We start from the raw sequence: 25,307 nt of genomic DNA, 5'->3' as shown, positions 1-25,307 counted from the left end.
CTACGCGCGGATCAGAACCGTGCCGGCGATTTTGTCATGAAAGCCGCGCTGGTCTGAGTCCCAGACGAGTGCCGGTACGACGATGCCGAGTAGCACCGATCGGACGACCGGTCGCCAGGGGCCGACCCAGCCGCCTGCCAATGCGACGACGCGCAGACCGAGCAGGCGGTGGCCGATGCTGCCGCCGAGTGTGGGGATGAAGATGATCTGCATGCCGACGAAGACGAGCGTCGTGGCGAAGCCGTTGTAGTCGAAGAAGAGGCTCGACACGACGACGGCGAGAGCCCAGTCGATCGCCAAAGCAGCGAAGCGGCGCCCGACCCGTGCCACAGAGCGGGGTCCACGTTCGGGAAGACCGAGGCGCTCCCCCGGCCATTCGCTCGGGGCAAGCTGCCCAAAAGAGACGGATTTCGATGAGGAGTCAGACACGTCTCAATTCTAACCAGCGCGTCTGGACGATGTGCCGCCGGGCACCGACGGTGGGACCGTGGCCGTGCAAACCCGCCGGTGCGGGATGGCCGAGGCAAGCGCCAGCAGAATGAGGAAGGAGAACGCCAACACTCCGACCCAGGCACCCCTCGGTTCGGTGAGGGCAAGGCGGGAACCGCCAATCGCGGGAGTCGCGAGTACGAGTGCTATAGCCAGGGCGGCGCTCACAACTCCGCAGAGAATGCGCGCCCAGCCCGGACCCCGGCGGGACACGGCGTAGCCGCCACCGAGTCCGATCAGGGCTACCGCGACGGCCCCACCGCCGAGACCTTGCGTCAACAGGACGACGATCGCTCCGGGACCGAGGAGTGGGGCGATCGCAAACGCGAGCGGCGCGAGTGCGAGCCAGCGCCATCCTCTGCGCCCGCCGTCGCGTCTCATCACTTCAGCCCAGCCGAGCAGTCCGCCGACCAGGGCGCCCGGGAGGAGTAACGCGCCGAATGTGCCCCACCATGAGAAGGCAGATGCGGCGCCGGCGAGTTCGACCATGTAGGCGCGAAACCCTGCGGCCCAGGCCAGTCCGCAGAGGGCGCCCAACGCGATGATCGCCATGCGTCGAGCGGGAGCGCGGTGCATCACGCTGGCTGCGGCTGCTGGTACGGGATTCCGTCGGACATTCTCGGTTTCGCGATGGTGCGTCACTGATGCCACCACCCTGGTTCGTTTGCTCGTGAATCTAGTCCTGCGACGTTGGTCGAGCAAGAACGAGGCAGTTCGCGGGGGCGCCACGTAACATGCGCGAAACATTCGCGTCACTCTCGAGAAACGACGCTCGACTACGCTCGACCATGGCCGCAGTGCGCGACTGTCCCAGAACCACGCCGTTTGGAGTTCCAGCATGTTCCGCGATTCCTCAGAAGTGCTCAAATTCATCAAAGAAACCGATGTCAAGTTCCTCGACATCCGTTTCACCGACATGCCGGGTGTGCAGCAGCACTTCAACATCCCGGCAGCAACAGTCGATGAGGAGTTCTTCACCGTCGGCCAGTTGTTCGACGGCTCCTCGATCCGCGGTTTCGCGTCGATCCACGAGTCGGACCTGCAGCTGATCCCCGACGTCACCACGGCGTACATCGACGCGTTCCGCGCCGAGCGCACGCTCATCATGCTCTTCGACATCTACAACCCGCGCAACGGCGAGATCTACTCGAAGGACCCGCGTCAGGTTGCCAAGAAGGCCGAGAAATACCTCGCCTCCACCGGCATCGCCGACACCGCGTTCTTCGCTCCCGAGGCCGAGTTCTACATCTTCGACGACGTGCGCTACGAAGTGAACCAGCACTCCAGCTTCTACTCGGTCGACTCCAGCGAAGGCGCCTGGAACTCGGGCCGCAAGGAAGAGGGCGGCAACCTCGCCAACAAGACCCCCTTCAAGGGCGGCTACTTCCCGGTCAGCCCGGTCGACCAGCACGCCGACCTGCGCGACGACATCTGCCTCAAGCTGATCGACGCCGGACTCATCCTCGAGCGCAGCCACCACGAGGTGGGCACCGGCGGACAGGGCGAGATCAACTACCGCTTCGACACGATGGTCGCCGCAGCCGACGACATCCTCAAGTTCAAGTACATCGTCAAGAACACGGCGCACGAGTGGGGCAAGACCGCCACCTTCATGCCGAAGCCCCTCTTCGGCGACAACGGCTCTGGCATGCACACCCACCAGTCGCTCTGGGCCGACGGCAAGCCGTTGTTCTACGATGAGGCCGGCTATGGCGGACTCTCCGACCTGGCCCGTTGGTACATCGGTGGCCTGCTCAAGCACGCCCCGGCTGTGCTCGCCTTCACCAACCCGAGCGTGAACTCGTTCCGTCGCCTGGTTCCGGGCTTCGAAGCCCCGGTCAACCTGGTCTACTCGGCCGGAAACCGCTCGGCATGCATCCGCATCCCGATCACGGGAACCAACCCGAAGGCCAAGCGCATCGAGTTCCGCGTGCCCGACGGCGCGAGCAACCCGTACCTCGCCTTCGCCGCCCAGCTGATGGCCGGCCTCGACGGAATCAAAAACCGTATCGAGCCGCACGAACCGGTCGACAAGGACCTCTACGAGCTGCCGCCCGAAGAAGCCAAGAACATCCCGCAGCTGCCGGCGTCGCTCGACGCCGCGCTCGACGCGCTGGAAGCCGACCACGACTTCCTGCTCGCCGGCAACGTCTTCACGCCGGAGCTCATCGAGACCTGGATTGCATTCAAGCGCGAGCACGAGATCAAGCCGCTCGCTGCACGTCCGCACCCGTTCGAGTACGAGCTGTACTACGGCGTCTAAGCCGCACAGCGCACACGCTGGGGCCGCATCCTTTCGAGGATTCGGCCCCAACGTCGTTAACGGCGGGTGCGCAAGGGGGTTGTCGGGCCTGCGGAGTAGCGTGGCGGCCAGCGAGCTGACACAGCCCGCACCAGAATGCTGGCGAACGAGGAGGAGACACGATGGCCGAGAACTATGTAGCGACCTCGAGCATCACGATTATCGCGCCGCGGGAGCGAGTGTGGCAGGTACTCACCAACCCTGCAGCGATCAAGGAGTTCATGTTCGGCACGGATGTCGAGACCGATTGGTCCGTCGGCGGTCCGATTGCCTGGCATGGCATCTGGGAGGGCAAGCCCTACGCCGACACGGGCGTGATCGTGGAAATCGAACCGGGCCGACGACTCGTGAACACCCACTTCAGTCCGTTGAGCGGACAAACGGATGCGCCGGAGAACCGCCATACGCTGACATGGACTCTCGATGATGAGGGCGACACGACGACGCTCACGCTGTCGCAAGACAATAATCCCAGCGCCGCAGCTGCCGCGCATTCGAAAGAGATGTGGGATCGCCTGGTCGCGAAGGTGAAGGCCATCGCCGAGCACGAGTAGAGCTTCTCGCTACTCGCCAGGCCCAGCAGGCAGATACGACTGAGTCGGCCCGTACTCCCGCTCGAACAACGCACGCGAACCCCGGCCAATTCACCTGGCTGAACTTACTTCAGTCCGCAACGAGCTGCACAAACCGTCACCAACGGCAGCCCGTCCATACGAGCGGGACCCTCGACAGGCCGCTCACGTTGTGACAGGATTTCGGGAGCATCAAGGACTGATTTCACGCAGCGTTGTGAAGCGAGAGCCAGAACGCGGTGTTTCTCAAGGGGGTTGTCGTGAACGTATTGCAAAAAACGGCTGGAATCATTGTGGCGTTCGGCCTGACCGCTGGGGCCGTCGTCCTGAGTGGGCTGCCGTCGGCCGCCTCAGAACCACAACGGCCGCTGTCGACCTCCCAAGATGCCTCCACCACCATGACGTTGATTCAAACGGCAGACGCCCTTGCGAGCGTCGGCGCAACAACTGAGTTTGCGAGCTCCTTTGGGGGCGTCGAGTTTAATGCGGCCGGGGATGGCTTGATCGTTCGCCTCATCAACCCAACGCTGTCTCTCGAATCCGCGCTCTTGCAGGCTGCCTCGGCCGATCCCACGCTGGTGACGTTCGAACCCGCGCCCCGTACCTATTCCTCGGTGACGGAACAGAACGATCTGGTGACCAGCAGATTCGGATCTCTCTCCGCGGAGGGCATCGACATCAGGTCGAGCGGCATTGGCCCGGGTCCCCAGGTCGTTATTTCAGTTCGGGGGCTGACATCTGCGATCGCGGATCAAATTCACCAAGAATTCGGCAACGATGTCCTCGTTACTGAAGCCGGTCCAGATGCCACAGCTACCGTTTTTGACTCATATACGACTCCGCGCCCGCGCCTCTGGAATCTCAGCCTCTTTTAGATGCTCGCTCTTTTAGGTGCTCAGACGGCCGGCACAGAGAGCAGCGTGGCTAGGCCGGCCCGTAGAACTCCCGCTCGAAGACTGCACGCGAGCGACGGGTGACGGCAAGGTAGTCCTCGTCGAGTTGGTTGGCCGACCCGGGCGGATACTCCATCACTCGGGCGATCCCCTCGAGCTGGGTGCGATCGATGGGGAGCACATCAGAGGTCTTGTTCGTCCACAGGGTGATCGCCGACCGCGCCCGCGACGCGAACACCCACGCCGCACGCAGCGTCGCCGCATCCGGCTCGGCGACCAGTCCGGCCAAACTCGCTTCGTGCAGGGTGTGCAGCGTCGAAGTCGAGCGAAGCGCCGGGATGTCCGCAGCGTGCTGCAACTGCAGCAATTGCACGAACCATTCGACGTCGCTCAACGACCCGCGGCCGAGCTTCAGGTGCCGGGTCGGGTCTGCGCCCTGCGGCAAACGCTCGCTCTCGACCCGGGCCTTGATGCGTTTGACCTCACGCACGTCTTGCTCGGCGATCGCCGTCGGGTAGCGCACGGTGTCAGCGATCTCTTCGAAGTCGCGCAGTAGATCTCTGTTACCCGCAACGCCACGCGCGCGGAGGAGAGCCTGCGCCTCCCAGGTCAGCGACCAGCGACGGTAGTACGCGGCGTAGGAGTCCAGCGACCGCACGACAACGCCGTTCTTGCCCTCTGGCCGCAACCCGATGTCGAGATCGAGCGGCAACCGATTGTCTTCGGTGAGCCGGTTGAGCTCGCGCACGATGAACTTGGCACGGTCGTGAGCGGCATCGCCCTCCAGGGCCGCGGCACGAAAGACGTACATCACGTCGGCGTCGGAACCGAAACCGAGCTCGGCCCCACCGAACCGTCCCATGGCAATCACGCAGAACTCGATGCCGTCGCCGTCGCCTTCGTCGGCGGCGAGGCCGCTCCCGCGAATTGCGGCAGTGACCGCCTGGATGTGGGTCGCCGTGACATCCGACAGGCCGCGCGCCAGCTCGTCGAGGCTGAGCTCGCCGAGGAGCGCGGAGAAAGCGAGACGCAGCACTTCACGGCGGCGCGCGGTGCGCAAGACGCCGGCCGCGGCATCCGCGCTGGAATGGCGGGACAGAACCGCCCTGGCCTCTTCCTGCAGCACCGACAGCGGGCGTGGGCGCAGATCATCGGGATCTTCAAGCCAGGCGACGGCCTCGGGAATGGTTTCGAGGAGTTCGCCGATGAAACGCGATCCGGAGAGCACCCGGGTGAGCCGCTCGGCCGCCCCCGAGGAGTCCCGTAGCATGCGCAAGAACCAATACGTCGAGCCGAGGTCGTCGCTCAGCCGGCGGAACGCGAGAAGTCCGTAGTCCGGGTCAGCACCCTCCGAAAACCACTGCAACAGCACCGGTAGTAAGTGCCGTTGAATCGTCGCCCGGCGGGACACTCCCCCGGTGAGCGCGGCGATATGGGCCAGGGCGCCGGCGGTGTTGCGAAAACCGATCGCCGCCAGGCGGGCCTCAGCCTGCCCGCTCGTGAGGTTCAATCCCTCAGCCGGAAGTGCAGCGACTGCGGAGAGTAGCGGGCGGTAGAACAGTCGCTCGTGCAGCCCACGCACTCGCTGTTTCGTTTCCGACCAGAGCGTGCGGAGGCCTGCCGCACTCGTGGCCAAGCCGGTTGCGCGGGCCAGCACCCGCAAGTGCTCCTCATCGCGCGGCAGCAGATGGGTGCGTCGGAGACGGGCGAGCTGAAGCCGGTGCTCCATCAATCGCAGCACCCGGTAATCGTGGGCGAAGTCGGTGGCTTCTGCACGGCCGATATAGCCGGCGTCGGCTAACGCTGTGAGGGCGGGCAGCGTGCCCGGCTGGCGCACCGCCGGGTCGACTTGCCCGTGCACGAGCTGCAGCAGCTGCACGGTGAATTCGATGTCGCGTAGGCCGCCGGGACCCAGTTTCAGCTGGATGTCGACCTCGTCGTCGGGGATATTGGCCGTGACGCGCTCGCGCATTCGCTGCACCGACTCGACGAAGTTGTCGCGGCTCGCGCTCGACCACACCTTCGGCGCCAGGGCGTCGACATAGGTACGTCCGAGTTCGAGATCGCCGGCAAGCGGACGCGCCTTGAGCAACGCCTGGAACTCCCAACTCTTCGCCCACCGGTCGTAGTAGGCGAGGTGCGACTCCAAAGAACGCACGAGCGCGCCGTCTTTGCCCTCGGGGCGGAGATTGGGGTCGACTTCCCATAACTCGGGTTCCAGCGCCGCCTCGTTGATGCCTCGCATCATCACAATGGCCAGGCGGGTGGCGACCTCGACAGCGCGCGCGCTGGACAGCCCGGCCTCTTCGTCGCCGGCGGCCACGAAGATGACGTCGACGTCGCTGACGTAGTTGAGTTCAGACGCGCCGGCTTTGCCCATTCCGATCACCGCGAACCGGGTGGCGGTGACCTCGGCCGTCGGATAGACGCCCGGAGCGGGAACCTCGGCAGCCGACATAGTGCGGGCAACGGCCAGCGCGGCCTCCAGTGCGGCAGCGGCGAGATGCGCGAGCGTTTCGGCGATGCGGGGAACCCCGGCGACGGGATCCTCCTGCTCGAGGTCGAAGGCCGCGAGTTCGGCCAGGCGCCGCCGGTAGCGGACGCGCAGCGCGACCCAGGCCGGCTCGGCGACGAGCGTCGCAAAACCGTTGACGGCCCCGACGGAGTCGAGAAGGTCGGCCAGGAGTTCGGCGGCATCCGGAACGTCGGTGCGGGTGGCGGCGAGCACCGACAGCTCAGACGGATGCCGCAAGAAGAATTCCGCCACCCCGTCTGAGGCGCCGAGCACGACCAGCAGACGCTGGGCGGCGACCGGGTCGGCCAGGAGCGCCTTCACCTGCTCCGGCGACTGACGGAGCAGCTCGAGCAGCGAGCCGAGCGCGGCATCCGGACTCGCCGCCCGAGCCAGCATCGGCAACAATTCGGCCGTGTCGGGAGCACCGAGGTCCTCGGCTTCAGCGAGCCGAGCGCGCACGGCGCTGAGCTCGCTGAAGCCGACGCGGGCCAGCGCAGTGAGGTTCAGTTGATCACGTGCCATGGTGTTGCGTTACACCCCTGGCGGTTAGAGCATCTCGAGGTTCTTGCGAAGCTCGAACGGCGTCACCTGGGCGCGGTAGTCCCTCCACTCCTGACGCTTGTTGAGTAGCACGTAGTTGAACACCTGCTCCCCCAGCGTTTCGGCGACGAGCTCTGAGTTCTCCATTGCTTCGATGGCCTGATCGAGACTGGCCGGCAGCGGGTGGAAACCGAGCGCACGACGTTCGGTGTCGGTCAGGCTCCAGACGTTGTCTTCTGCCTCGGGCGGCAACTCGTAGCCCTCTTCGATGCCCTTGAGGCCGGCGGCAAGCATGAGCGAGTAGGCGAGGTAGGGGTTGGCCGCGGAGTCCATGGCCCGGTACTCGATGCGTGAACTCTGGCCCTTGTTGGGCTTGTAGAGCGGAACACGCACGAGCGCTGAACGGTTGTTGTGACCCCAGCAGACGAAGCTCGGAGCTTCGTCGCCACCCCAGAGACGCTTGTAGGAGTTGACGAACTGGTTGGTGACCGCAGTGATCTCCGGCGCGTGACGCAGCAGGCCGGCGATGAACTGACGACCGATTTTCGACAGCTGGTACTGCGCACCGGCTTCGTAGAAGGCGTTGGTGTCACCCTCGAACAGCGACACGTGGGTGTGCATGCCCGATCCCGGGTGGTCCGACATCGGCTTCGGCATGAACGTGGCGTAGACGCCCTGTTCGATGGCCACCTCTTTGATGACCGTGCGGAAGGTCATGATGTTGTCGGCGGTGGTGAGCGCGTCGGCATAGCGCAGATCGATCTCGTTCTGACCGGGGCCGGCCTCGTGGTGGCTGAACTCCACCGAGATGCCGAGGTCTTCGAGCATGCGAACGGAACGGCGACGGAAGTCGTGGGCGGTGCCACCGGGAACGTTGTCGAAGTAGCCGGCCGAGTCGACCGGAACCGGCCCGTCCTTGCCGACCTTCGACGACTTCAGCAGGTAGAACTCGATCTCTGGATGCGTGTAGAACGTGAACCCGCGTTCGGCGGCCTTCGCGAGGGTGCGCTTCAGGACGTTGCGCGGATCGGCGACAGCCGGCTGCCCGTCGGGCGTGGTGATGTCGCAGAACATGCGAGCGGTCGGGTCGACTTCACCGCGCCAGGGCAGAATCTGGAACGTGGTGGGGTCCGGATGCAGGAGCACGTCGGCCTCAAACGACCGGGTCAGTCCCTCAATGGCCGAGCCGTCGATCCCGAGGCCTTCGATGAAGGCTCCCTCGACCTCTGCGGGCGCAATGGCAACTGATTTGAGGGTGCCGACGACATCCGTGAACCAGAGTCGAATGAACTTGATGCTCCGTTCCTCGATAGTTCGAAGTACGAAGTCGCGTTGCTTATCCATCCACGCCCTTTCTTGTCGTGTCTAGGCTACTTGCTCTGTCCTGGTTTACGAGCGAAATCGGGCCGTGACTACACTGAACTCATGCCAGAGATGACAGCATCAGACGCCTCAAGCACGCCCTCAGAACAGAATCCGTATGGGGCGGCTCCGGCCGGACCCAAACGGGTGCGCACCCGGCACTTTCAGACGGCGAAACAGCAGGGTATCCCGATCACGGGTTTGACCAGCTACGACATGATGACGGCGCAGATCTTCGATCAGGCCGGCATCGACTTTCTGCTTGTGGGCGACTCGGCGGGCAACAACGTCTTCGGTTACGAGAGCACCCTGCCGGTTACTGTTGACGAGCTCATTCCGTTGACCCGCGCGGTGGCGCTGGCTGTGAAGCGCGCGCTGGTCATTGCCGACATGCCGTTCGGCTCGTATGAAGGCGGCAAGGAAGAGGCATTGCACACCGCAGTGCGCTTCATGAAGGAGTCACACTCACACGCGGTCAAGCTCGAGGGCGGGGTGCGCAGCCGCAAGCAGATCAAGCGCATCGTCTCGGCCGGTATCCCGGTGATGGCACACATCGGCTTCACGCCCCAGAGCGAGCACGGGCTGGGCGGGCACCTCATCCAGGGCCGCGGTTCAGGCGCCGAGAAATTGATCGAAGATGCCCTGGCCGTTCAGGATGCCGGCGCGTTCGCCGTCGTGCTGGAGATGGTGCCGGGCTCAGTGGCCGCCGAAGTGACCAAGCGGCTGGAAATCCCGACGATCGGCGTCGGCGCCGGACCGGATGTCGACGGCCAACTGATGGTCTGGACTGATTTTGCGGGCATGAGCGAAGGCCGGGTTCCCCGGTTCGTCAAGCAATACGCGAATGTGCGCAACGTTCTGAATGATGCCGTGCATCAGTTCAGAGACGACGTCGCCACCGGCGCGTACCCGGCGCCGGAACACAACTACGAGTAGCTAGCGACCCTCTTCGCGGTCTTCCTCAGCCCACTTGGCGCTGTTCTCACGCAGCTTCTCCAGGGCGTGCGAAGCCTCCTCGCGCGTGTTGAATGGACCAACGCGATCGATCGACGGTGAGACGTAGCCTTGCTCGACATCACCGGTGCGCATGTTGTACCAAAACAGTTTCTCAGTGTCCTCGGCCATAAGCTTGATCCTATGCCTAAGGATTCTGCCGGTCACCTTGTTCCTGGAACGGTCTCAGCGACCCGTCCCGTCCCTTCTTCTATTCCGCGTCCGGAATATGTTGGAAAGAAGGGGCCGTCGCCCTTCACCGGCTCCGACGTGTACTCGCCGGAGAAGATCGAGCTGATCCGTGAGTCGGGTCGGATTGCGGCGCAGGCGATCGAGGCCGTCGGCCGTGCTGTGCGTCCCGGCGTGACAACCGAAGAGCTGGATGTCATCGGGCACGAGTTCGTGATTGCTCACGGCGCGTACCCGTCAACGCTCGGCTACCGCGGTTACCCCAAGTCGCTCTGCAGCTCGGTCAACGAAGTGATCTGTCACGGCATCCCCGACGACACGGTGCTGGAGAACGGCGACATTGTGAACATCGATATCACCGCCTTCAAGAACGGTGTGCACGGCGACAGCAACATGACGTTCATCGTCGGCGAGGCGAGCACCGAGGTCACCGATCTCGTGGAGCGTACGCGTGAGGCGCTCGCCCGCGGCATCAAGGCCGTTGCCCCCGGCCGCGAGGTGAACGTGATCGGTCGGGCCATCGAGAGCTACGCCAAGCGCTTCGGCTACGGTGTCGTGCGTGACTTCACCGGTCATGGCGTCGGCGAGGCCTTCCACTCGGGCCTGATCATCCCCCACTACGACTCTGCCCCGACCTACAACACGGTGATGGAACCGGGCATGGTCTTCACGATCGAGCCGATGCTCACCCTCGGCACCCACGAGTGGGACATGTGGGCCGACGACTGGACGGTCACGACCAAAGACAAGAGCATCACCGCACAGTTCGAGCACACTCTCGTGGTGACCGAGCGTGGTGCCGAAATTCTGACGCTCCCGTAGCTCAACGTGCCGAGAGTCGCCGTTTCTGCCGAGAATCGCCGCAGGAACGGCGACTCTCGGTCTGAACGGCCACACTCGGCGGATGCGGCGGGTTGGCTCGTTAGTCGAAGATCGGCTCGCGCGTGCGCGAACGCTTGATTTCGAAGAAGCCGTCGTAGGCCGCAGCCGCGACGACACCGTCCCAGAGCGCGAGGGCTTGCTCGCCCTTCGGCGCGGGCGAAACCACCGGGCCGAAAAAAGCGACGCCGTTGACCGAGATCACGGGCGTGCCGACATCCTGGCCGACCCGGCTGATTCCTTCGAAGTGGCTGGCGCGCATCTGCGGGTCGTGCGCGTCGCTGTCGGCGTGCGCGGCGAACTCGGCGGGAAGGCCGAGCTCGGCCAGTGCGGCGGGGATGACCTCGTCGGGGTCGTTGCTACCGCCGGGGTGAATGCGGGTTCCGAGAGCGTCGTAGAGCGGCTTGACGATCTCTTGGCCGTGCACTTCCTTCGCCGCCGCGACCAGGCGGGTGTACTTGAGTGCACGCGGGAAGAACGCCTTGTATTCCTCGCTGACATCGTTGTTCTCGTTGAGCACGGCCAGGCTCATCACATTCCAGGTGACGTCGAGATCGCGCTGCGCGGCCACCTCATCCACCCAGCGGGAAGTCATCCAGGCCCAAGGGCACGACGGGTCAAACCAGAACTCAACGGAATCAGTCATGCGATAACCCTAAACGTGGGCTCCTGCATGCAACGCCGACTCCCAGCGTGGTCATCGTAGAATTATCTGATGACCTCGGAGCCTGAATCCCCCGCGACCGCCTCGCACATCGACCCTCACGACCTTGAGGTCACCCTGCGGGTTTTGGCGTCGCTCGCCGACGTCGACCCCGACGACCCCAACTTCACGACGGTGCGCCAGGCGACCGCCAAGATGTTCAAGTCGGTCAAGGTCGTGCGCCGCGCCGAAAAGCGCCAGGCCATCGCCGAAGCCGACCGCGACGTCATCGCCGCCACCGCAACAGGCGCTCCGACCCGCATCGACGACGAAACGCGTGGCGCCCAACTGACACGGGGCACGGATGCCCCCACCGCCGGCGAGCTGCTCGTCGCACGCCCCTGCTACATCTGTAAGCAGCGCTACACCCTGGTTGACGCGTTCTACCACCAGCTCTGCCCGAGCTGCGCGGCGATGAGCCACGCCAAGCGTGACGCCCGCACGGACCTCACCGGCAAGCGTGCCCTGCTCACGGGGGGACGCGCCAAGATCGGCATGTATATCGCACTGCGGCTGTTGCGCGACGGCGCGCACACGACGATCACGACGCGGTTCCCGCGCGATGCGGTGCGCCGTTTCGCCGCGATGCCCGACTCCGCCGATTGGCTGCACCGCCTGCGCATCGTCGGCATCGACCTGCGCGATCCGGCCCAGGTGATCGGCCTGGCCGATTCCGTGGCCGAGCAGGGTCCGCTCGACATCCTGATCAACAACGCTGCGCAGACCGTGCGCCGCTCCCCCGGCTCCTACTCCCCGCTGGTCGAGGCGGAGTCGTCGCCGCTGCCCGAGGGCGAGATGCCGGAGATCGTGAGCTTCGGGCACACGAACGATGCGCATCCGCTTGCCCTGGCCGCTTCGGTCGCCAGCCACCCGATTCTGGCCGCCGCGTCGCTCGCCGGCGCCGGACCGCTGACCGCCGAAGACCTGACCAACCTGGCGCTGGCACCCGGCTCCTCGTCGCTGGCCCGCCTCGCGGCAGGCACCGCCATCGACGCCGGCGGCCTCGTTCCCGATCTGCACAAGGAAAACAGCTGGACGGCGAACGTCGAAGACGTCGATCCGCTGGAGATGCTCGAAGTGCAGCTCTGCAACACGACGGCGCCATTCATCCTGGTCAGTCGGCTGCGCGCATCCATGGCCTCGTCACCGGCCCGACGCACCTACGTCGTCAACGTCTCAGCGATGGAGGGTGTCTTCGGTCGCGGCTACAAGGGTCCAGGCCACCCGCACACGAACATGGCGAAGGCTGCGATGAACATGCTCACACGAACCAGCGCCAAGGAGATGCTCAGCGACGGCATTCTGATGACGAGCGTCGACACCGGCTGGATCACCGACGAGCGGCCTCACCCGACCAAGGTGCGCTTGGCCGAAGAGGGCTTCCACGCTCCGCTCGACCTGGTGGACGGCGCGGCGCGGGTTTACGACCCGATCGTGCGCGGCGAGGCCGGCGAAGATCTGACCGGTGTCTTCATGAAGGACTACAAGCCCGGCACCTGGTAGCCATTGCCGCTGGCGGCTCAATCGACTGGCGCCAAGTAGTCAGCACAGTGCGCTGTGCGGCACTCTTCGCCGCACAGCGCACATCGGGGCTGTCTCACGCGCTTAGGTGCGCTTCCTCATATGCGCGATGGTATCGACATCCTCCTCCGAGGGGTGAGCCTTTTCCCTCTTGGCCGCGCGTTTCTGTTTGATGGTCAGCCCGTGCTTCTTGTCGTTGTGATGGTGCGGCGACTTGTCAGGCATTGTCTGCTCCTCCGTTGGGGGCCCGGAGGCCCGGGGCTCTGCGTTTTGCTACAGCGCACGGTACGCCTTTTTCCTCAAAACGCACCCGACTTTCACGCTGAGCGTCATTATGTCTCGCGACGGGCGATCGCGGTCGAACATTACGCTTGCAGGGATACCTCGCCCGAACCAACGAAAGCGAATGAGATGCCTCAGCGACAGCAGGACGGCGCACAACCGCGGCGGAGCGGCCTGTTTCGACGTGGCACGGCGGGCGACGCGCCCAGCGACGCCGCGACGACTCGACGCACCCGCTACATCGTCGACGGACGGCTGACCACTGCGCCGCTGAACACCTCGATAGCGGAGGCCCTCACGTTCTCCGCCGCGGCGCCAGGCCGCATCGCGTTGTGCCTTTTTCCCACCCCGACCGGTGCAGACATCGACGAATTGGCGGAGGCATGGGACCTGCATCCCGTGCTCATCGAGGATTTGCAACAGGCCGGCCAGCGTCCAAAGTTGGAGCGCTATGGCGATGTGCTGTTTCTCGTTGTGCGGTCGGCGCGCTACGTCGACGAGGTTGAAGAGGTCGACTTCTCTGAGTTCCACATCCTCGTGCGGCCCAACGCCGTCGCTGTACTGTGCCAGGACGGCCGGTGGATAGACGGGACCGATGATTCGACTCTCCCGAACAGTGATGTCGACATCGAAGGGAAAACCCTTCTTGACAACGAAAGCCTTCTCAGCCTCGGCCCGGAAGCGGTCGTCTACCGGTTGCTCGACGCCATCGTCGATGGCTACACGCCCGTGCTGCGCGGGTTGGCGATCGACAAGGAACAGATCGAACGACAGGTGTTCAGCGGGGATTCCGCCGTCACAGAGCGCATTTATCGGTTGAGTCAAGAAGTGATCGATCTCAGGCACGCAACCTCGTCACTCATCGACGTGCTCGAGTCGCTCAGAAAGGGATTTGATCGATATGGCATCCCCGACGCGTTGCAGACCTACCTGCAAGACGTTGCCGATCATCTGACCGTGGTCGACGCCCGCGTCTCGGAGCTTCGAGATGCGCTGTCGCAGATATTGAGCGTTAACGCGACACTCGTGTCGCAACGGCAGAACGAAGACATGAAGAAGATCTCCGGTTGGGCCGCGATTCTCTTCGCCCCCACCCTGATCGCTGCCGTCTATGGAATGAACTTCGACACCATGCCTGAGCTGCACTGGGCGTTCGGGTATCCGCTCGCGGTCGGTGGAATGCTCGCATTCGCCGCCGTACTGTACATCACCTTCAAACTCAAGAAATGGATGTAGCGCAGGCCGAAGCTCCACCGCCTCCGACCACCCCTGCCCGTGCACAACTGACGCGCGTATCGTGAGATGTAGACATCGATGGCCTCAGTGCTGTCGAAGTGCGCCCAGAGGAGGACCCTCATGAACACGACACAATTACCGTCAATCGAGCGGTGGTGGCCCGGGCTTGATATCCCGGCCAAGCGTTGGCTGCTGGAGCACCCCGAGGAGCCGCTGCCGGTGCATATAGTCACCGAGATCTCCCTGCTCTGCAACCTCGAGATCACGCCGGAAGGCGAGATCAAGCTCACCACTGCCGAACACAACTTCATCACCACGCAAATGGAGTCAGTCGACTGAGATCGGTCACCCCACTCGTCCAGTTCAACCGCTCAGTTCAACCACTGAGTTCGTTCAGTGAATTCGGCGCATGTGTTGCGCCCTGCTGCACCCCAGAAAACGGGGTGTCGACCTCCAGAGATGGCTAGGCTTGATCTCTGTGCACCGGCGCCACGAGCGCTGGTGATTCCCTGAACTGAATTGGAGAAATCGTTGCCCGGAGAAAACCTGACCAGGGTCGAAGCCCAGGAGCGTGCCGCGCTCGTCACCGTTCACAGCTACGACGTCGTGCTTGACCTGACCACCGGTGCGGAGACCTTCGCGAGCACGACCACCGTGACGTTCGCGTCGACGCCCGGCGCCTCGACCTTCATCGACGCCATCACGCGCACCGTGCACTCGGTCACCCTCAACGGGGTCGAGCTCGACCCGGCCGTCGTGAGCGACGGCATCCGCATTCAGCTGGACGATCTCGACGACGAGAACGAGCTGACCGTCGTCGCCGACGCCGAGTACACCAACACCGGTGAGGGCCTGCACCGTTTCGTCGACCCCGTCGACAACGAGGTCTACCTCTACAGCCAGTTCGAGGTGCCCGACTCCCGCCGCATGTTCGCGGTGTTCGAGCAGCCCGACCTCAAGGCCTCCTTCGCCTTCACCGTGACCGCCCCGGCCGCGTGGGAGGTCGTCTCCAACTCCACCACGCCCGAGCCCGTGGATGCCGGCAACGGCGCGAAGACGTGGGCGTTCGCCCCGACGCACATCATGTCGAGCTACATCACCGCGCTGATCGCCGGCCCCTACGCCGTCGTGCGCAGCGAGCTCACCTCCCGCGACGGACGCACCATCCCGCTCGGCCTGTTCAGCCGCAAGAGCCTGTCGGAGTTTCTCGACGCCGACTACCTCTTCGAGAAGACCCGCCAGGGCTTCGGCTACTTCGAGGAGAAGTTCGACTTCGCCTACCCGTTCGACAAGTACGACCAGCTCTTCGTTCCCGAATTCAACGCGGGAGCGATGGAGAACGCCGGCGCCGTCACGTTCACCGAGAGCTACGTCTTCCGCTCCAAGGTCACCGACGCGATGAAGGAACGCCGCGTCGTCACCGTGCTGCACGAGCTGGCCCACATGTGGTTCGGCGACCTCGTCACCATGAAGTGGTGGAACGACCTCTGGCTGAACGAGTCGTTCGCCGAGTGGGCGTCGACGATCGCCACCGCCGAGGCCACCGAGTGGACTGAAGCCTGGACCACCTTTGCCGCGATGGAGAAGAGCTGGGCCTACAAGCAGGACCAGCTGCCGTCCACGCACCCCGTCGTCGCGACGATCAACGACCTCGAAGACGTGCTCGTCAACTTCGACGGCATCACCTACGCCAAGGGCGGTTCGGTGCTCAAGCAGCTCGTCGCCTGGGTCGGCATCGACGCGTTCTTCACCGGTGTCGCCGCGTACTTCAAGAAGCACGCCTGGGGCAACACCGAACTGGGCGACCTGATGGTCGAGCTCGAGGCCGCCAGCGGCCGGGACCTCTCTGAATGGACGAAGCTGTGGCTCGAGACGGCCGGCGTGAACACGCTGCGTCCCGAGATCGAGGTGGACGCGTCCGGTGTCATCACCGGTTTCGCCGTGCTGCAGACTGCCGCCGCCGACTACCCGACGATCCGCCCGCACCGCCTCGCGATCGGCTTCTACTCAATGCAGGACGGCGCTCTCGTGCGCAACAACCGCATCGAACTCGATGTCGACGGTGTGCGCACGGACGTCGCCGAGCTCGTCGGTCAGGCCCGTCCCGACCTCATTCTGCTCAACGACGACGACCTCGCCTACGCGAAGATCCGTCTCGACGACGCGTCGCTGGCGGTCGCCATCGAGAACCTGGCCGCGATCGAAAGCCCGCTGGCCCGCTCACTCGTCTGGGGTTCGGCCTGGGATGCGACCCGCGACGCCGAAACGTCGCCGCGCGACTTCGTGCGCCTGGTGCTGAACAACATCGCCACCGAGACCGAGTCGACGACGCTCCGCACGGTGCTCGGCCAGGTCGTGCTGACCGCGACCAACTATGTGTCCGAGGCGCACCGTGCCGCGACGGTCACCGAGGTCGGCGACGCGCTCTGGGCTCTGGCTCAGAACGCTGAAGCCGGCAGCGACGCCCAGTTCCAGTTCGTCAAGTTCTTCGCCGCGATCGCCGGCACCGACGCGCAGCTCGACGCCATCGCGGCGCTCCTCGACGGCTCAGCGCCGCTGGCTTCGCTGGAAATCGACACCGACCTGGCCTGGGAGTTGCTCACCGCACTCGTCGCCGGCGGCCGCGCCGGAACCGCCGAGATCGACGCCGCGCTGGCGAAGGACAACACGGCGAACGGCGCCCAGTCCGCCGCCCAGGCCCGCGCGTCGATCCCGACCGCCGAGGGCAAGCTCGCCGCGTGGTCGTCGTTGATCGACGTCGACACCGCACCGAACACCATCGTGCGGGTGACCGCGGCCGGGTTCCTCCGCGCCAACGACACCGCGCTGCTCGAACCGTTCGTCGCGAAATACTTCGACGCGCTGCAGACCGTCTGGGAGTCGCGCGCCTACGCGATCGCCGAGAAGCTCATCATCGGCCTGTACCCGTCGCCGCTGGCGAACCAGGAACTCGTCGACGCGACCCACGCCTGGCTGAACGCCAACGCCGAACCGCCGGCCCTCCGCCGTCTCGTGATCGAGAACGTCGCCGGCGTCGAGCGGGCACTCGCCGTGCAGGCGCGCGACGCCGAGTAGGGAGTTCGCTCACTCGATCGTACGATCTCGACAGGCTCGATCCCCGGTGTTCCGGGGGCCGGGCCTGTCGGTCGTTAATCCGGTGAGCTCACCGGCACCAAAGTAAGGAGTGGAGGCGTGTCGGGGCAGCGACGGCCGGACTCCTCCGCGGACGGAGGGGTGCCGACACACCTCCACTCCTAATTTCGGGACCCGGCGGATGCCGGGACGAGCAGTCGGTAGCTTCAGGGTTTGCCGAGGTGGCTCTCAGTAGACTGGACCGGATATGAATTTTGACTCTTTCTGGGCAGACCTCGGCACCTTCTTCGGCGTCGAGTTTTTCCCCAAACTCATCGCAATCATCATCATCCTGGCCGTCGCACTCCTCGTGCGGTGGGTGCTGCATTTCGTCATTGACCGCGTGGTGCAGCAGATCGTCACCGGTGCGAAGAAGAAACAGAACGCCATCGACACGCAGGCGCTCATCGTCTCGCCGCTAGCCGCCGTTCGGCTGGTACAGCGCACCCGTACCCTCGGCTCCGTGCTGACGAACGTCGTGAACGTCATCATCCTTGTTGTGACGGTTCTTCTGATCGTGAATGTGCTCGACAACACGATCCTCGGATCCTTCGCGCTACTCACCGCCGCCATCGGCGCCGGCCTCGGTTTCGGCGCCCAGAACATCGTGAAAGACACGCTCAACGGCCTGTTCATGGTGATGGAAGACCAGCTCGGTGTCGGCGACGTCGTTGACGTCGGCCCCGCGACCGGAATGGTCGAAGGCGTCGGCATCCGTATCACTCAGGTGCGCGACGTGAACGGCATTCTCTGGTTTGTGCGCAACGGTGAGATCCTGCGCGTCGGCAACATGTCCCAGGGTTGGGCTCGGGCGATCATCGACCTCGCCGTGCCCTACGAATCTGACGTCGACGCCGTGCAGGCGGAGGTCCTGCGCGTCGCGACAGAGATGGCCTCGGCCGGAAAGTGGCGTTCGCGCATTCTCGAAAAGCCCGAGGTCTGGGGTCTCGAGTCGATCTCCGAAGATGCCCTCCTCATCCGCCTCGTCGTCAAGACACGCACCTCCACTAAAGACGACGTATCGCGCGAGCTGCGCATGCGACTCAAGAAGGCGCTCGACGAGATGGGCGTCAAGCTGCCATCGCTCAACAGCGTTGTGCTGACCGGATTCGACGGCGCCGACAGCATCACCGGTGCACGCCCGCCGCGCACCCGCCCGATGCCGGTCGTTCCCGAGCTCAAGCCGCTGCGCAAGTCGAAGCGCTCGGCGCCGGCCGCCGACGCGCCCGCGGCCAGCACCTCGAAGACGGCGACGTCGACCTCAACGACCGCACATCCCGCATCCATGCCTCGCGTGCGCCCCACGCCGAAGGCCACCCCACCGGAGAACCCTCATGAAGCCTGACCCCACAGGAGTGCACCTCCGCGACGGCGAGAACGGCGCAGCCATCGGCCCCTCCTTCTACGAGCAGGTCGGCGGCCGTGAATTCTTCTCGGCACTCGTCACCGAGTTTTACCGCGGCGTTGCCGGCGACCCCGTGCTCAAGCCGATGTACCCCGAGGAAGATCTCGCCGGGGCGATCGAACGCTTCACGATGTTCCTCGAGCAGTACTGGGGTGGCCCCGGCACCTACAGTGAGCAGCGTGGGCACCCCCGCCTGCGGATGCGGCACCAGCCCTTCAAGGTGAATCCGGATGCCCGCGATCGCTGGCTGGGGCACATGAGCGATGCCCTCGACACGATGGAGATCTCCCCGCTGCACCGCGAGGTTTTGTGGGACTACCTGGACCGTGCCGCGCACGCCATGGTCAACACGTTCGACGAGTAGGTTCCCGCGCAGCACCGGATTCCCAGTGCTAGCCTCGCTGTATGACCCCGTATGAGCTCGCGACTCTCGCGCACCTGCGCCGAGCACGTGACCTGATCGATCGGGACTATGCGCTCCCGCTCGACGTACCGTCGCTCGCGGCGCACGCGATGATGTCGCCTGCCCACTTCTCCCGGCAGTTCCGGGCCGCTTACGGCGAGACGCCCTACGCCTACGTGATGACCCGCCGGATCGAACGCGCCATGGCCCTGCTGCGGGCCGGGGTCAGCGTCACCGACGCGTGCATGGCCGTCGGGTGTACGTCGCTCGGCTCGTTCAGCTCACGCTTCAGTGAACTGGTTGGGGAGACGCCGAGTGCGTACCGCGCCCGTGAACATGACGCCGTCGAGGCGATGCCCTCCTGCGTCGCGCAGGTGCGCACGCGTCCGGCTCCGATGAAGACGAGATCGAGCAGGATTCAAGAAGCGGTCTAACTGTGGCGATCCTAGTGTTGGTGTCATGACAATCTCACTTCACTACACCAACATCACCGTCCACGACGTAGACGAGTCACTTCCGTTCTACCGCGATGCGCTTGGCCTCGAGGTGCGCAACGATGTCGCGTCAGGCAACCACCGCTGGGTGACACTCGGCAGTGATGCGCAGCCGGATGTCGAGATCGTGATCTCCGACCCACATGCCGGACGTTCGAAGGCGGATGGCGACACCATGCAGGAATTGCTCACCAAGGGCGTGCTGCCGATGCTCGTCTTTCGCACCGATGACCTCGACGGGACATTCGAAAGACTGCGGGCGTCGGGAGCCGAAGTGCTTCAGGAGCCTATCGACCAGCCGTGGGGACCCCGCGACTGCGCTTTCCGCGACCCGTCGGGCAACATGGTGCGGATTTCGCAAGCGGCAGCTGCGTAGCCCGACCCGCTATCTCCCACTCGTCTGCACCTTCGGAATGTCACCACAACTCGACGTCAGAGCGAGAACAACCTGCGGATCGCTGGCCGCCAGGCCAGACGCTCCGGTCGCCGCCGATCCGTTGGTCGCCACGAGTCCGTCGCGCGACACGTCCACGACCGTGCGCGCAATGTCGTAGAGGCCATCCGATTGCTGCTGCGTCGCGAGCACCCCGAGCAGTTGGCGCCCGCCGTTGCCGTTGCTGCATTGGACGCCGGTGCCATAGTCACCGAATCCGTTGAGAGTGAACCGGTATGGGTTTCCGTCGACACCCTTCGTCGTCACAAATGCGCAGCCGACGAAGGCGTGGAGCGTCGCCGTCCGACTGTCATCGAGAACGGTCACGACCACGCCGCTCTCCAGTGGTGCTGACCAGCCACTGTGACGACCCGGACCGGCCAGGTCGTCGGCAAGTGAAATCGTCGCACCCGAAGCGGTCTGAATGCCGTACTCGAATGCCGGCGACTCCGAGTAAAACTCGACGTCTGGCTTGTCGTCGCCATCGACATCCTCGATCGTGGCCGTCGTAGCTCCGACGGGGACACTCGCGCCGTTCGGTGCGCAGCCGGCAGCCGACGCCGTCGGGACGGGAACAGCGGATGTCGGCGTTCCGGTCGGCCCGGCGCTGGGCGTGACCGATGCGCCGACAGAAGAGGTCGAGGTGGGTACCGAGCTCGGCGCACCGCCCGGAATCCCGGCGCATCCGGTGGCAGCAGCCGACAGGCACAGCATTATGAGGGCCGGGAGTGCGAGTTTTCGCTTGCGGTCACTCATCTCAGCTGGTCAGTGCGGGAAGAGTTCCATACGGTTTTCCGTCGACAATGACGGTGATCACCTGGGACAAGTCGAGATTCGGAGGTTGCTCAGCTGCGAATGAGGTACGACGGTAATCCGCTGTGCACGGGCCGGTGGGCGGTGGCGCGAGTGTCACGGTGAGTGTCGTGGAGTTGGTCAGTTCCAATGTTGCCGGCGTCGTTGGGCAGGTCCCGCTGCCGTACGTCGAGAGAATGATGTGCGGGCTGACGTCATCTCCCCAGCGGACCAGATTGTCTCCTCCGTCAAGGAACTGCTGTTGCCAGGCGCCAGCGGTCTCCGACTTGGACGTGGGACTGGGGGTCGATGTGGCGGGCGACGTGGGGGCGGAATCGCTCGTCGTCGGAACCGGGCCAGCGGTGCACGCCGTGAGGCCTGCCGTCAGCCCCATCACCGCGAGAGTGACGGTCAGAAAAGAATGTCGTCTCATACGGTGATCCTAGGTCGCCTTCTCTCTGGTGAGGGGATGCGGGGGCGGGCTTTCCATATTCAGAGTCTTCTTACTCAGCGCGAGGAAGCGTCGTCGGCCGCCGACCACCAGGCCGGCATGAGGTCTTCAATGAGATCGACGACGTCTGCGGGAATGAGCGGGTCGTCGGTGTGCAGCCAGACCGCGAACGCACCGATGCAGCCGTGCGCGACGAACTGCGCAGTCGCCTCAGAGAAGACCGGGGCGGAAACCGGGGAACGACGAGATGACCCGATGTGAACGTTCGGGCGATCGGCCAACAACAACCGCACCGAGGCGGCGAAATGCTCGCTCAGAAAGTCGGCGAGGATCCCATGGGCGTCGGCCGGGAGGGACCGCCGGTACACCGCGCGCCGCTCGATCATGTGGGCCGCGACAGCCAATGTCGTCCGACGTGCGGTGCTCTGCAGGGACGTCTCCCCCGACGAGATCAGAAAGCGCTGACGGATGCCGTCGAGCTCGACCCGCAACGCATCAACAAGGAGCTGCGCCGGTGACGATGCGTGGTTGTAAAAGGTGACGCGGTTGATGCCGGCGGCCTGGGCGACTTGCGACGCGGTGAGTTCGGAGACATCGTGAGTTTCGGCCAACGACAGAATCGCCCCGTACAGTGCCGTGACGGTGCGCTCGGCGCGAACATCCATCCTGAACTCCTTTGAGAAGCGACTATCGCATTGAAGACTCTGGCACACGAGCGTAGTCTTGTTTCAACTACACATGTAGCCAAACGGAAGGTACTCAATGTCATCATTCAATTCACGCGTCGCACTCGTCACCGGCGGAGGCTCTGGCATCGGCGAGGCAGTGTCCAAGCGCCTGGCCGCAGCCGGCGCATCCGTCGTCGTGACGGACATCAACCTGGCCGGAGCCGAGAGTGTCGTCGCGGAGATTCGCGCCGCCGGCGGAACCGCCGAGGCGCTGCAACAGGACACCGCGCGTGAAGAGGATTCGAAGAAGGCCGTCGATTTCGCCATCGCGACCTATGGCCAGCTCGACCACGCGGTGAACAACGCCGGAATCGGTGGCGGCCAGGAGTCCATCGCCGAAGGCACCCTCGAAAACTGGCGCCGCGTCATCGACATCAACCTCAATGGCGTCTATTACGGTCTGCACCACCAGCTGGCCCACATGATGAGCCGCGGCACCGGCTCGGTCGTCAATCTCTCCTCGATCCTCGGCACCAACGGTCAGGCGAACTCGGCCGCGTACGTGTCGGCCAAGCACGCCGTCGTCGGCCTGACCAAGTCGGCCGCTCTCGAAGTCTCGCCCCACGGCATCCGGGTGAACGCGGTCGGCCCCGGCTACATCGACACCCCGCTGCTCTCCTCCGCGCCGCAGGCCCTGCTCGACGGCCTCGTCGCTCTGCACCCGATCGGACGCCTCGGCACGGCCGATGAGGTCGCCGCCCTCGTCGTCTTCCTGCTCTCCGACGACGCCTCATTCATCACCGGCAGCTACCACCTCGTCGACGGCGCCTACTCGGCACGCTGACCCGCGCCTTCCGTTCACAGTGTGTGCCGACGCCTAGACTCGGCACACACTGTGACGAAGGAGACACGCATGTCGTACCCGCCCACTGAAGCCGATGTCATTGTCGTGGGGGCCGGCCTCGCCGGGCTCGTCGCCACGGCTGAGCTGGTGGATGCCGGCAAACGCGTGCTGCTTGTCGACCAGGAGCCCGCCGCCTCACTGGGTGGCCAGGCCTGGTGGTCATTCGGCGGACTCTTTCTGATCGACTCCCCCGAGCAACGCCGCATGGGCGTCAAGGACTCCCTCGCTCTCGCCACCCAGGATTGGTATGGCAGTGCCGGCTTCGACCGCGAGGAGGACGCCTGGCCGAAACGCTGGGCCGAGGCCTATCTTGACTTCGCCGCCGGCGAGAAACGCGCCTGGCTGCACGAGAAGGGCGTGCGATTCTTTCCCGTCGTCGGGTGGGCCGAGCGCGGCGGATACACCGCCCTCGAACACGGCAACTCGGTGCCTCGCTTTCACATCACCTGGGGCACTGGTCCCGGCGTGCTCGAACCTTTCATCACCCGGGTGCGCGAGGGCGTGCAGGCCGGACTCGTCACCGCACTGCACCGGCACCGGGTCGAGGAACTCATTGTGGAGGGCACCGCGCCGGGCGCCGCGGTCGTCGGTGTGCGTGGCAGCAGACTGGCTGAGTCGAATGCTGCGAGGGGCGAAGCCAGCTCCCGCGAGGTGATCGGTGACTTCGAACTGCGCGCCTCGGCAGTGATCGTCACGAGCGGCGGCATCGGCGGCAATCACGACCTGGTGCGCGAACAGTGGCCGAAACGGATGGGCACTCCCCCGGCGCATCTGCTCTCCGGGGTCCCTGCGCACGTCGACGGCCTGATGCTCGGCATTGCCGAAAAAGCCGGGGCCCGCCTGATCAACGGCGACCGGATGTGGCACTACACCGAGGGAATCACCAATTGGAATCCGGTGTGGGCGGCCCACGGCATCCGAATTCTTCCCGGCCCGTCATCGCTGTGGCTCGACGCGACCGGCAAGCGACTTCCCGGCCCGCTTTTTCCGGGATTCGACACCCTCGGCACGCTTGAACACATTCTGCAGACCGGGTATGAGCACAGTTGGTTTGTGCTCACCCAGAAGATCATCGAGAAGGAGTTCGCGCTGTCGGGCAGCGAGCAGAATCCCGATCTGACCGGCAAAGACCTGAAACTCCTCGCCAAGCGTGTTGCTCCCGGCGCGCCTGGTCCGGTCGAGGCGTTCAAGGAGAAGGGCGTCGACTTCGTTGTCGCCAACACCCTCCCTGAGCTGCTGGCCGGAATGCAGGAGCTCTCCCCCGAGGTCGCCCTCGACTTCGAACGCATCGAACGGGAGATCGCCGCGCGCGACCGGGAGGTCGACAACGATTTCTCGAAGGATGCCCAGATCAACGCGATCCGGCAGGCGCGCCACTATCGCGGCGACAAGTTGATCAGAGTGGCCAGTCCGCACAAGCTCCTCGACCCGGCAGCCGGACCGCTGATTGCGGTGAAGCTGCACATTCTCACCCGCAAGAGCCTCGGCGGCATCGAGACGGATCTCTCGGCGCGGGCGCTCGGCGCCGACGGGCAACCGGTGCCCGGTCTCTATGCGGCCGGCGAGGCGAGCGGATTCGGCGGCGGAGGCGTGCACGGCTACCGCTCGCTCGAGGGCACGTTCCTCGGCGGATGCCTGTTCTCGGGTCGTGTGGCCGGGCGGGCGGTTGCGGCGGCACTCTAGACGACCGACGCCTCCACGATTTCAGCGACCTGCGCCTTCGGATCGACCAGCATCTCGGCGGCCGGCCCCTCCCAGAGCCGGTGCAACGCCACCACCATGGCATCCGCCTGGGCGCGCGTGTCGAAGTCGAGGTCGATCATGACTGCACCCTTGTCATCGACCGGCCGCATGATCCGGTAGGACTTCGCACCAGACTCTCGTCGGTCAAGTGGGTCGTTGTCGAACATGGTCTTCCACGCGTCGTAACTGGCGACTACGTGCTCAACTCGAACGGTAAACATAGGGATACTCGATTCCGCCGGCGCGACTCATGGCCGACCTGGCGCCAGCATATCCCCGTGCATCGACCGCCGCCCCGCCCGACGAAGACGGTGGCGGCGGCCGGATCTCGACAAGCTCGATCACCGCAGCGGCTCGATCACCGCAGCGGCTCGATCACCGCAGCGGCTCGATCACCGCAGCGGCT

The 25,307-nt window shown here is 64.8% G+C and carries 26 protein-coding genes; 15 read left to right on the top strand and 11 right to left on the bottom strand.

The window, feature by feature from the left end; translation table 11 throughout:
• Together AC1DCF_RS15435 and AC1DCF_RS15430 are read right to left on the bottom strand one after the other, a co-directional pair.
• Complete coding sequence (locus tag AC1DCF_RS15435; RefSeq protein WP_477211803.1) at positions 1–429, bottom strand: RDD family protein; 429 nt, start codon at positions 427–429, stop codon at positions 1–3.
• 9 nt (positions 430–438) lie between these two features.
• Positions 439–1,041, bottom strand: coding sequence for a hypothetical protein (locus tag AC1DCF_RS15430; RefSeq protein WP_477211802.1), 603 nt, complete (start codon positions 1,039–1,041; stop codon positions 439–441).
• A 286-nt stretch (positions 1,042–1,327) separates the two neighbouring features.
• Between AC1DCF_RS15430 and glnA the strand changes: the two genes are divergently transcribed.
• From glnA to AC1DCF_RS15415, 3 genes are all read left to right on the top strand, one after another.
• The gene (gene glnA / locus AC1DCF_RS15425) at positions 1,328–2,752 is read left to right on the top strand and encodes a type I glutamate--ammonia ligase (protein ID WP_441789721.1); all 1,425 of its coding nucleotides are present in this window, start codon (positions 1,328–1,330) and stop codon (positions 2,750–2,752) included.
• A gap of 161 nt (positions 2,753–2,913) precedes the next feature.
• Positions 2,914–3,345, top strand: coding sequence for an SRPBCC domain-containing protein (locus AC1DCF_RS15420; protein WP_477211801.1), 432 nt, complete (start codon positions 2,914–2,916; stop codon positions 3,343–3,345).
• 278 nt (positions 3,346–3,623) lie between these two features.
• Positions 3,624–4,238 (top strand): hypothetical protein, encoded by a 615-nt coding sequence (locus tag AC1DCF_RS15415; RefSeq protein WP_477211800.1) that lies wholly within the window; start codon positions 3,624–3,626, stop codon positions 4,236–4,238.
• A 49-nt stretch (positions 4,239–4,287) separates the two neighbouring features.
• On the opposite strand, the gene AC1DCF_RS15410 is transcribed toward AC1DCF_RS15415, so the two are convergent.
• Positions 4,288–7,293: a bifunctional [glutamine synthetase] adenylyltransferase/[glutamine synthetase]-adenylyl-L-tyrosine phosphorylase gene (locus AC1DCF_RS15410; protein ID WP_477211799.1), complete on the bottom strand. Its 3,006-nt coding sequence runs from the start codon at positions 7,291–7,293 to the stop codon at positions 4,288–4,290.
• Positions 7,294–7,317: 24 nt separating this feature from the next.
• On the bottom strand, positions 7,318–8,655 hold the full coding sequence (locus AC1DCF_RS15405; RefSeq protein WP_441789718.1) for a glutamine synthetase family protein: 1,338 nt from the start codon (positions 8,653–8,655) through the stop codon (positions 7,318–7,320).
• 90 nt (positions 8,656–8,745) lie between these two features.
• On the opposite strand from AC1DCF_RS15405, the gene panB reads away from it, so the two are divergent.
• On the top strand, positions 8,746–9,609 hold the full coding sequence (gene panB, locus AC1DCF_RS15400) for a 3-methyl-2-oxobutanoate hydroxymethyltransferase (protein ID WP_477211938.1): 864 nt from the start codon (positions 8,746–8,748) through the stop codon (positions 9,607–9,609).
• On the opposite strand, the gene AC1DCF_RS15395 is transcribed toward panB, so the two are convergent.
• The gene (locus tag AC1DCF_RS15395; RefSeq protein ID WP_477211798.1) at positions 9,610–9,798 is read right to left on the bottom strand and encodes an SPOR domain-containing protein; all 189 of its coding nucleotides are present in this window, start codon (positions 9,796–9,798) and stop codon (positions 9,610–9,612) included. It lies immediately after the preceding gene.
• A 12-nt stretch (positions 9,799–9,810) separates the two neighbouring features.
• On the opposite strand from AC1DCF_RS15395, the gene map reads away from it, so the two are divergent.
• Complete coding sequence (gene map / locus AC1DCF_RS15390; protein WP_477211797.1) at positions 9,811–10,677, top strand: type I methionyl aminopeptidase; 867 nt, start codon at positions 9,811–9,813, stop codon at positions 10,675–10,677.
• Between the two features lie 100 nt (positions 10,678–10,777).
• Here map and AC1DCF_RS15385 read toward each other — a convergent pair whose 3' ends face one another.
• Complete coding sequence (locus AC1DCF_RS15385; protein ID WP_477211796.1) at positions 10,778–11,380, bottom strand: mycothiol-dependent nitroreductase Rv2466c family protein; 603 nt, start codon at positions 11,378–11,380, stop codon at positions 10,778–10,780.
• Positions 11,381–11,449: 69 nt separating this feature from the next.
• Between AC1DCF_RS15385 and AC1DCF_RS15380 the strand changes: the two genes are divergently transcribed.
• Positions 11,450–12,940 (top strand): SDR family NAD(P)-dependent oxidoreductase, encoded by a 1,491-nt coding sequence (locus tag AC1DCF_RS15380; RefSeq protein ID WP_441789714.1) that lies wholly within the window; start codon positions 11,450–11,452, stop codon positions 12,938–12,940.
• Between the two features lie 102 nt (positions 12,941–13,042).
• Here the strand turns inward: AC1DCF_RS15380 and AC1DCF_RS15375 are convergent, their stop codons facing one another.
• Positions 13,043–13,183 carry a hypothetical protein gene (locus tag AC1DCF_RS15375; protein ID WP_441789713.1) on the bottom strand — a complete coding sequence of 47 codons (141 nt, stop codon included), beginning with the start codon at positions 13,181–13,183 and terminating at the stop codon, positions 13,043–13,045.
• 186 nt (positions 13,184–13,369) lie between these two features.
• On the opposite strand from AC1DCF_RS15375, the gene AC1DCF_RS15370 reads away from it, so the two are divergent.
• The 7 genes from AC1DCF_RS15370 to AC1DCF_RS15340 all read left to right on the top strand — a co-directional run bounded on the left by AC1DCF_RS15370 (position 13,370) and on the right by AC1DCF_RS15340 (position 20,286).
• Complete coding sequence (locus AC1DCF_RS15370) at positions 13,370–14,476, top strand: magnesium and cobalt transport protein CorA (protein ID WP_477211795.1); 1,107 nt, start codon at positions 13,370–13,372, stop codon at positions 14,474–14,476.
• Positions 14,477–14,596: 120 nt separating this feature from the next.
• Positions 14,597–14,815 carry a hypothetical protein gene (locus tag AC1DCF_RS15365; protein ID WP_477211794.1) on the top strand — a complete coding sequence of 73 codons (219 nt, stop codon included), beginning with the start codon at positions 14,597–14,599 and terminating at the stop codon, positions 14,813–14,815.
• Between the two features lie 192 nt (positions 14,816–15,007).
• Positions 15,008–17,551, top strand: a complete 2,544-nt coding sequence (pepN, locus tag AC1DCF_RS15360; RefSeq protein WP_477211793.1) for an aminopeptidase N — start codon at positions 15,008–15,010, stop codon at positions 17,549–17,551.
• 265 nt (positions 17,552–17,816) lie between these two features.
• Positions 17,817–18,953 (top strand): mechanosensitive ion channel family protein, encoded by a 1,137-nt coding sequence (locus tag AC1DCF_RS15355; RefSeq protein WP_477211792.1) that lies wholly within the window; start codon positions 17,817–17,819, stop codon positions 18,951–18,953.
• Entirely contained in the window at positions 18,943–19,377 is a 435-nt protein-coding gene (locus tag AC1DCF_RS15350; RefSeq protein WP_477211791.1) for a globin, read from the top strand. Before AC1DCF_RS15355 ends, AC1DCF_RS15350 begins: the two co-directional genes overlap by 11 nt.
• 41 nt (positions 19,378–19,418) lie before the next feature.
• Complete coding sequence (locus AC1DCF_RS15345) at positions 19,419–19,850, top strand: helix-turn-helix transcriptional regulator (protein WP_441789707.1); 432 nt, start codon at positions 19,419–19,421, stop codon at positions 19,848–19,850.
• A 25-nt stretch (positions 19,851–19,875) separates the two neighbouring features.
• Positions 19,876–20,286: a VOC family protein gene (locus AC1DCF_RS15340; protein WP_441789921.1), complete on the top strand. Its 411-nt coding sequence runs from the start codon at positions 19,876–19,878 to the stop codon at positions 20,284–20,286.
• Positions 20,287–20,295: 9 nt separating this feature from the next.
• Here the strand turns inward: AC1DCF_RS15340 and AC1DCF_RS15335 are convergent, their stop codons facing one another.
• The 3 genes from AC1DCF_RS15335 to AC1DCF_RS15325 form a co-directional block, all read right to left on the bottom strand.
• Complete coding sequence (locus AC1DCF_RS15335) at positions 20,296–21,099, bottom strand: hypothetical protein (RefSeq protein WP_477211790.1); 804 nt, start codon at positions 21,097–21,099, stop codon at positions 20,296–20,298.
• Position 21,100: 1 nt separating this feature from the next.
• The gene (locus tag AC1DCF_RS15330; protein WP_477211789.1) at positions 21,101–21,568 is read right to left on the bottom strand and encodes a hypothetical protein; all 468 of its coding nucleotides are present in this window, start codon (positions 21,566–21,568) and stop codon (positions 21,101–21,103) included.
• Positions 21,569–21,642: 74 nt separating this feature from the next.
• Positions 21,643–22,251, bottom strand: coding sequence for a TetR/AcrR family transcriptional regulator (locus AC1DCF_RS15325; RefSeq protein ID WP_477211788.1), 609 nt, complete (start codon positions 22,249–22,251; stop codon positions 21,643–21,645).
• A gap of 97 nt (positions 22,252–22,348) precedes the next feature.
• Between AC1DCF_RS15325 and AC1DCF_RS15320 the strand changes: the two genes are divergently transcribed.
• Both AC1DCF_RS15320 and AC1DCF_RS15315 read left to right on the top strand, forming a co-directional pair.
• Positions 22,349–23,098, top strand: a complete 750-nt coding sequence (locus tag AC1DCF_RS15320; RefSeq protein WP_477211787.1) for an SDR family NAD(P)-dependent oxidoreductase — start codon at positions 22,349–22,351, stop codon at positions 23,096–23,098.
• Positions 23,099–23,167: 69 nt separating this feature from the next.
• Positions 23,168–24,841: an FAD-binding dehydrogenase gene (locus AC1DCF_RS15315; RefSeq protein ID WP_477211786.1), complete on the top strand. Its 1,674-nt coding sequence runs from the start codon at positions 23,168–23,170 to the stop codon at positions 24,839–24,841.
• Here the strand turns inward: AC1DCF_RS15315 and AC1DCF_RS15310 are convergent.
• Positions 24,838–25,122 (bottom strand): hypothetical protein, encoded by a 285-nt coding sequence (locus tag AC1DCF_RS15310; RefSeq protein ID WP_441789701.1) that lies wholly within the window; start codon positions 25,120–25,122, stop codon positions 24,838–24,840. The genes AC1DCF_RS15315 and AC1DCF_RS15310 overlap by 4 nt on opposite strands.
• Positions 25,123–25,307 lie beyond the last annotated feature (185 nt).

Source organism: Leifsonia sp. 10L418 (assembly GCF_056395445.1).
The sequence above is the reverse complement of the archived record's forward strand: the minus strand, read 5'-3'. Positions and strand labels throughout refer to the sequence as shown.

What these genes read in the sequence shown, in the direction of transcription:
- AC1DCF_RS15430 (WP_477211802.1), bottom strand. Translation starts at nt 1,041, where the DNA reads ATGGCGATCATCGCGTTGGGCGCCCTCTGCGGACTGGCCTGGGCCGCA.
- glnA (WP_441789721.1), top strand. Translation starts at nt 1,328, where the DNA reads ATGTTCCGCGATTCCTCAGAAGTGCTCAAATTCATCAAAGAAACCGAT.
- AC1DCF_RS15420 (WP_477211801.1), top strand. Translation starts at nt 2,914, where the DNA reads ATGGCCGAGAACTATGTAGCGACCTCGAGCATCACGATTATCGCGCCG.
- AC1DCF_RS15410 (WP_477211799.1), bottom strand. Translation starts at nt 7,293, where the DNA reads ATGGCACGTGATCAACTGAACCTCACTGCGCTGGCCCGCGTCGGCTTC.
- AC1DCF_RS15405 (WP_441789718.1), bottom strand. Translation starts at nt 8,655, where the DNA reads ATGGATAAGCAACGCGACTTCGTACTTCGAACTATCGAGGAACGGAGC.
- panB (WP_477211938.1), top strand. Translation starts at nt 8,746, where the DNA reads ATGACAGCATCAGACGCCTCAAGCACGCCCTCAGAACAGAATCCGTAT.
- AC1DCF_RS15395 (WP_477211798.1), bottom strand. Translation starts at nt 9,798, where the DNA reads ATGGCCGAGGACACTGAGAAACTGTTTTGGTACAACATGCGCACCGGT.
- map (WP_477211797.1), top strand. Translation starts at nt 9,811, where the DNA reads ATGCCTAAGGATTCTGCCGGTCACCTTGTTCCTGGAACGGTCTCAGCG.
- AC1DCF_RS15385 (WP_477211796.1), bottom strand. Translation starts at nt 11,380, where the DNA reads ATGACTGATTCCGTTGAGTTCTGGTTTGACCCGTCGTGCCCTTGGGCC.
- AC1DCF_RS15380 (WP_441789714.1), top strand. Translation starts at nt 11,450, where the DNA reads ATGACCTCGGAGCCTGAATCCCCCGCGACCGCCTCGCACATCGACCCT.
- AC1DCF_RS15375 (WP_441789713.1), bottom strand. Translation starts at nt 13,183, where the DNA reads ATGCCTGACAAGTCGCCGCACCATCACAACGACAAGAAGCACGGGCTG.
- AC1DCF_RS15370 (WP_477211795.1), top strand. Translation starts at nt 13,370, where the DNA reads ATGCCTCAGCGACAGCAGGACGGCGCACAACCGCGGCGGAGCGGCCTG.
- AC1DCF_RS15365 (WP_477211794.1), top strand. Translation starts at nt 14,597, where the DNA reads ATGAACACGACACAATTACCGTCAATCGAGCGGTGGTGGCCCGGGCTT.
- AC1DCF_RS15355 (WP_477211792.1), top strand. Translation starts at nt 17,817, where the DNA reads ATGAATTTTGACTCTTTCTGGGCAGACCTCGGCACCTTCTTCGGCGTC.
- AC1DCF_RS15350 (WP_477211791.1), top strand. Translation starts at nt 18,943, where the DNA reads ATGAAGCCTGACCCCACAGGAGTGCACCTCCGCGACGGCGAGAACGGC.
- AC1DCF_RS15345 (WP_441789707.1), top strand. Translation starts at nt 19,419, where the DNA reads ATGACCCCGTATGAGCTCGCGACTCTCGCGCACCTGCGCCGAGCACGT.
- AC1DCF_RS15340 (WP_441789921.1), top strand. Translation starts at nt 19,876, where the DNA reads ATGACAATCTCACTTCACTACACCAACATCACCGTCCACGACGTAGAC.
- AC1DCF_RS15335 (WP_477211790.1), bottom strand. Translation starts at nt 21,099, where the DNA reads ATGAGTGACCGCAAGCGAAAACTCGCACTCCCGGCCCTCATAATGCTG.
- AC1DCF_RS15330 (WP_477211789.1), bottom strand. Translation starts at nt 21,568, where the DNA reads ATGAGACGACATTCTTTTCTGACCGTCACTCTCGCGGTGATGGGGCTG.
- AC1DCF_RS15325 (WP_477211788.1), bottom strand. Translation starts at nt 22,251, where the DNA reads ATGGATGTTCGCGCCGAGCGCACCGTCACGGCACTGTACGGGGCGATT.
- AC1DCF_RS15320 (WP_477211787.1), top strand. Translation starts at nt 22,349, where the DNA reads ATGTCATCATTCAATTCACGCGTCGCACTCGTCACCGGCGGAGGCTCT.
- AC1DCF_RS15315 (WP_477211786.1), top strand. Translation starts at nt 23,168, where the DNA reads ATGTCGTACCCGCCCACTGAAGCCGATGTCATTGTCGTGGGGGCCGGC.
- AC1DCF_RS15310 (WP_441789701.1), bottom strand. Translation starts at nt 25,122, where the DNA reads ATGTTTACCGTTCGAGTTGAGCACGTAGTCGCCAGTTACGACGCGTGG.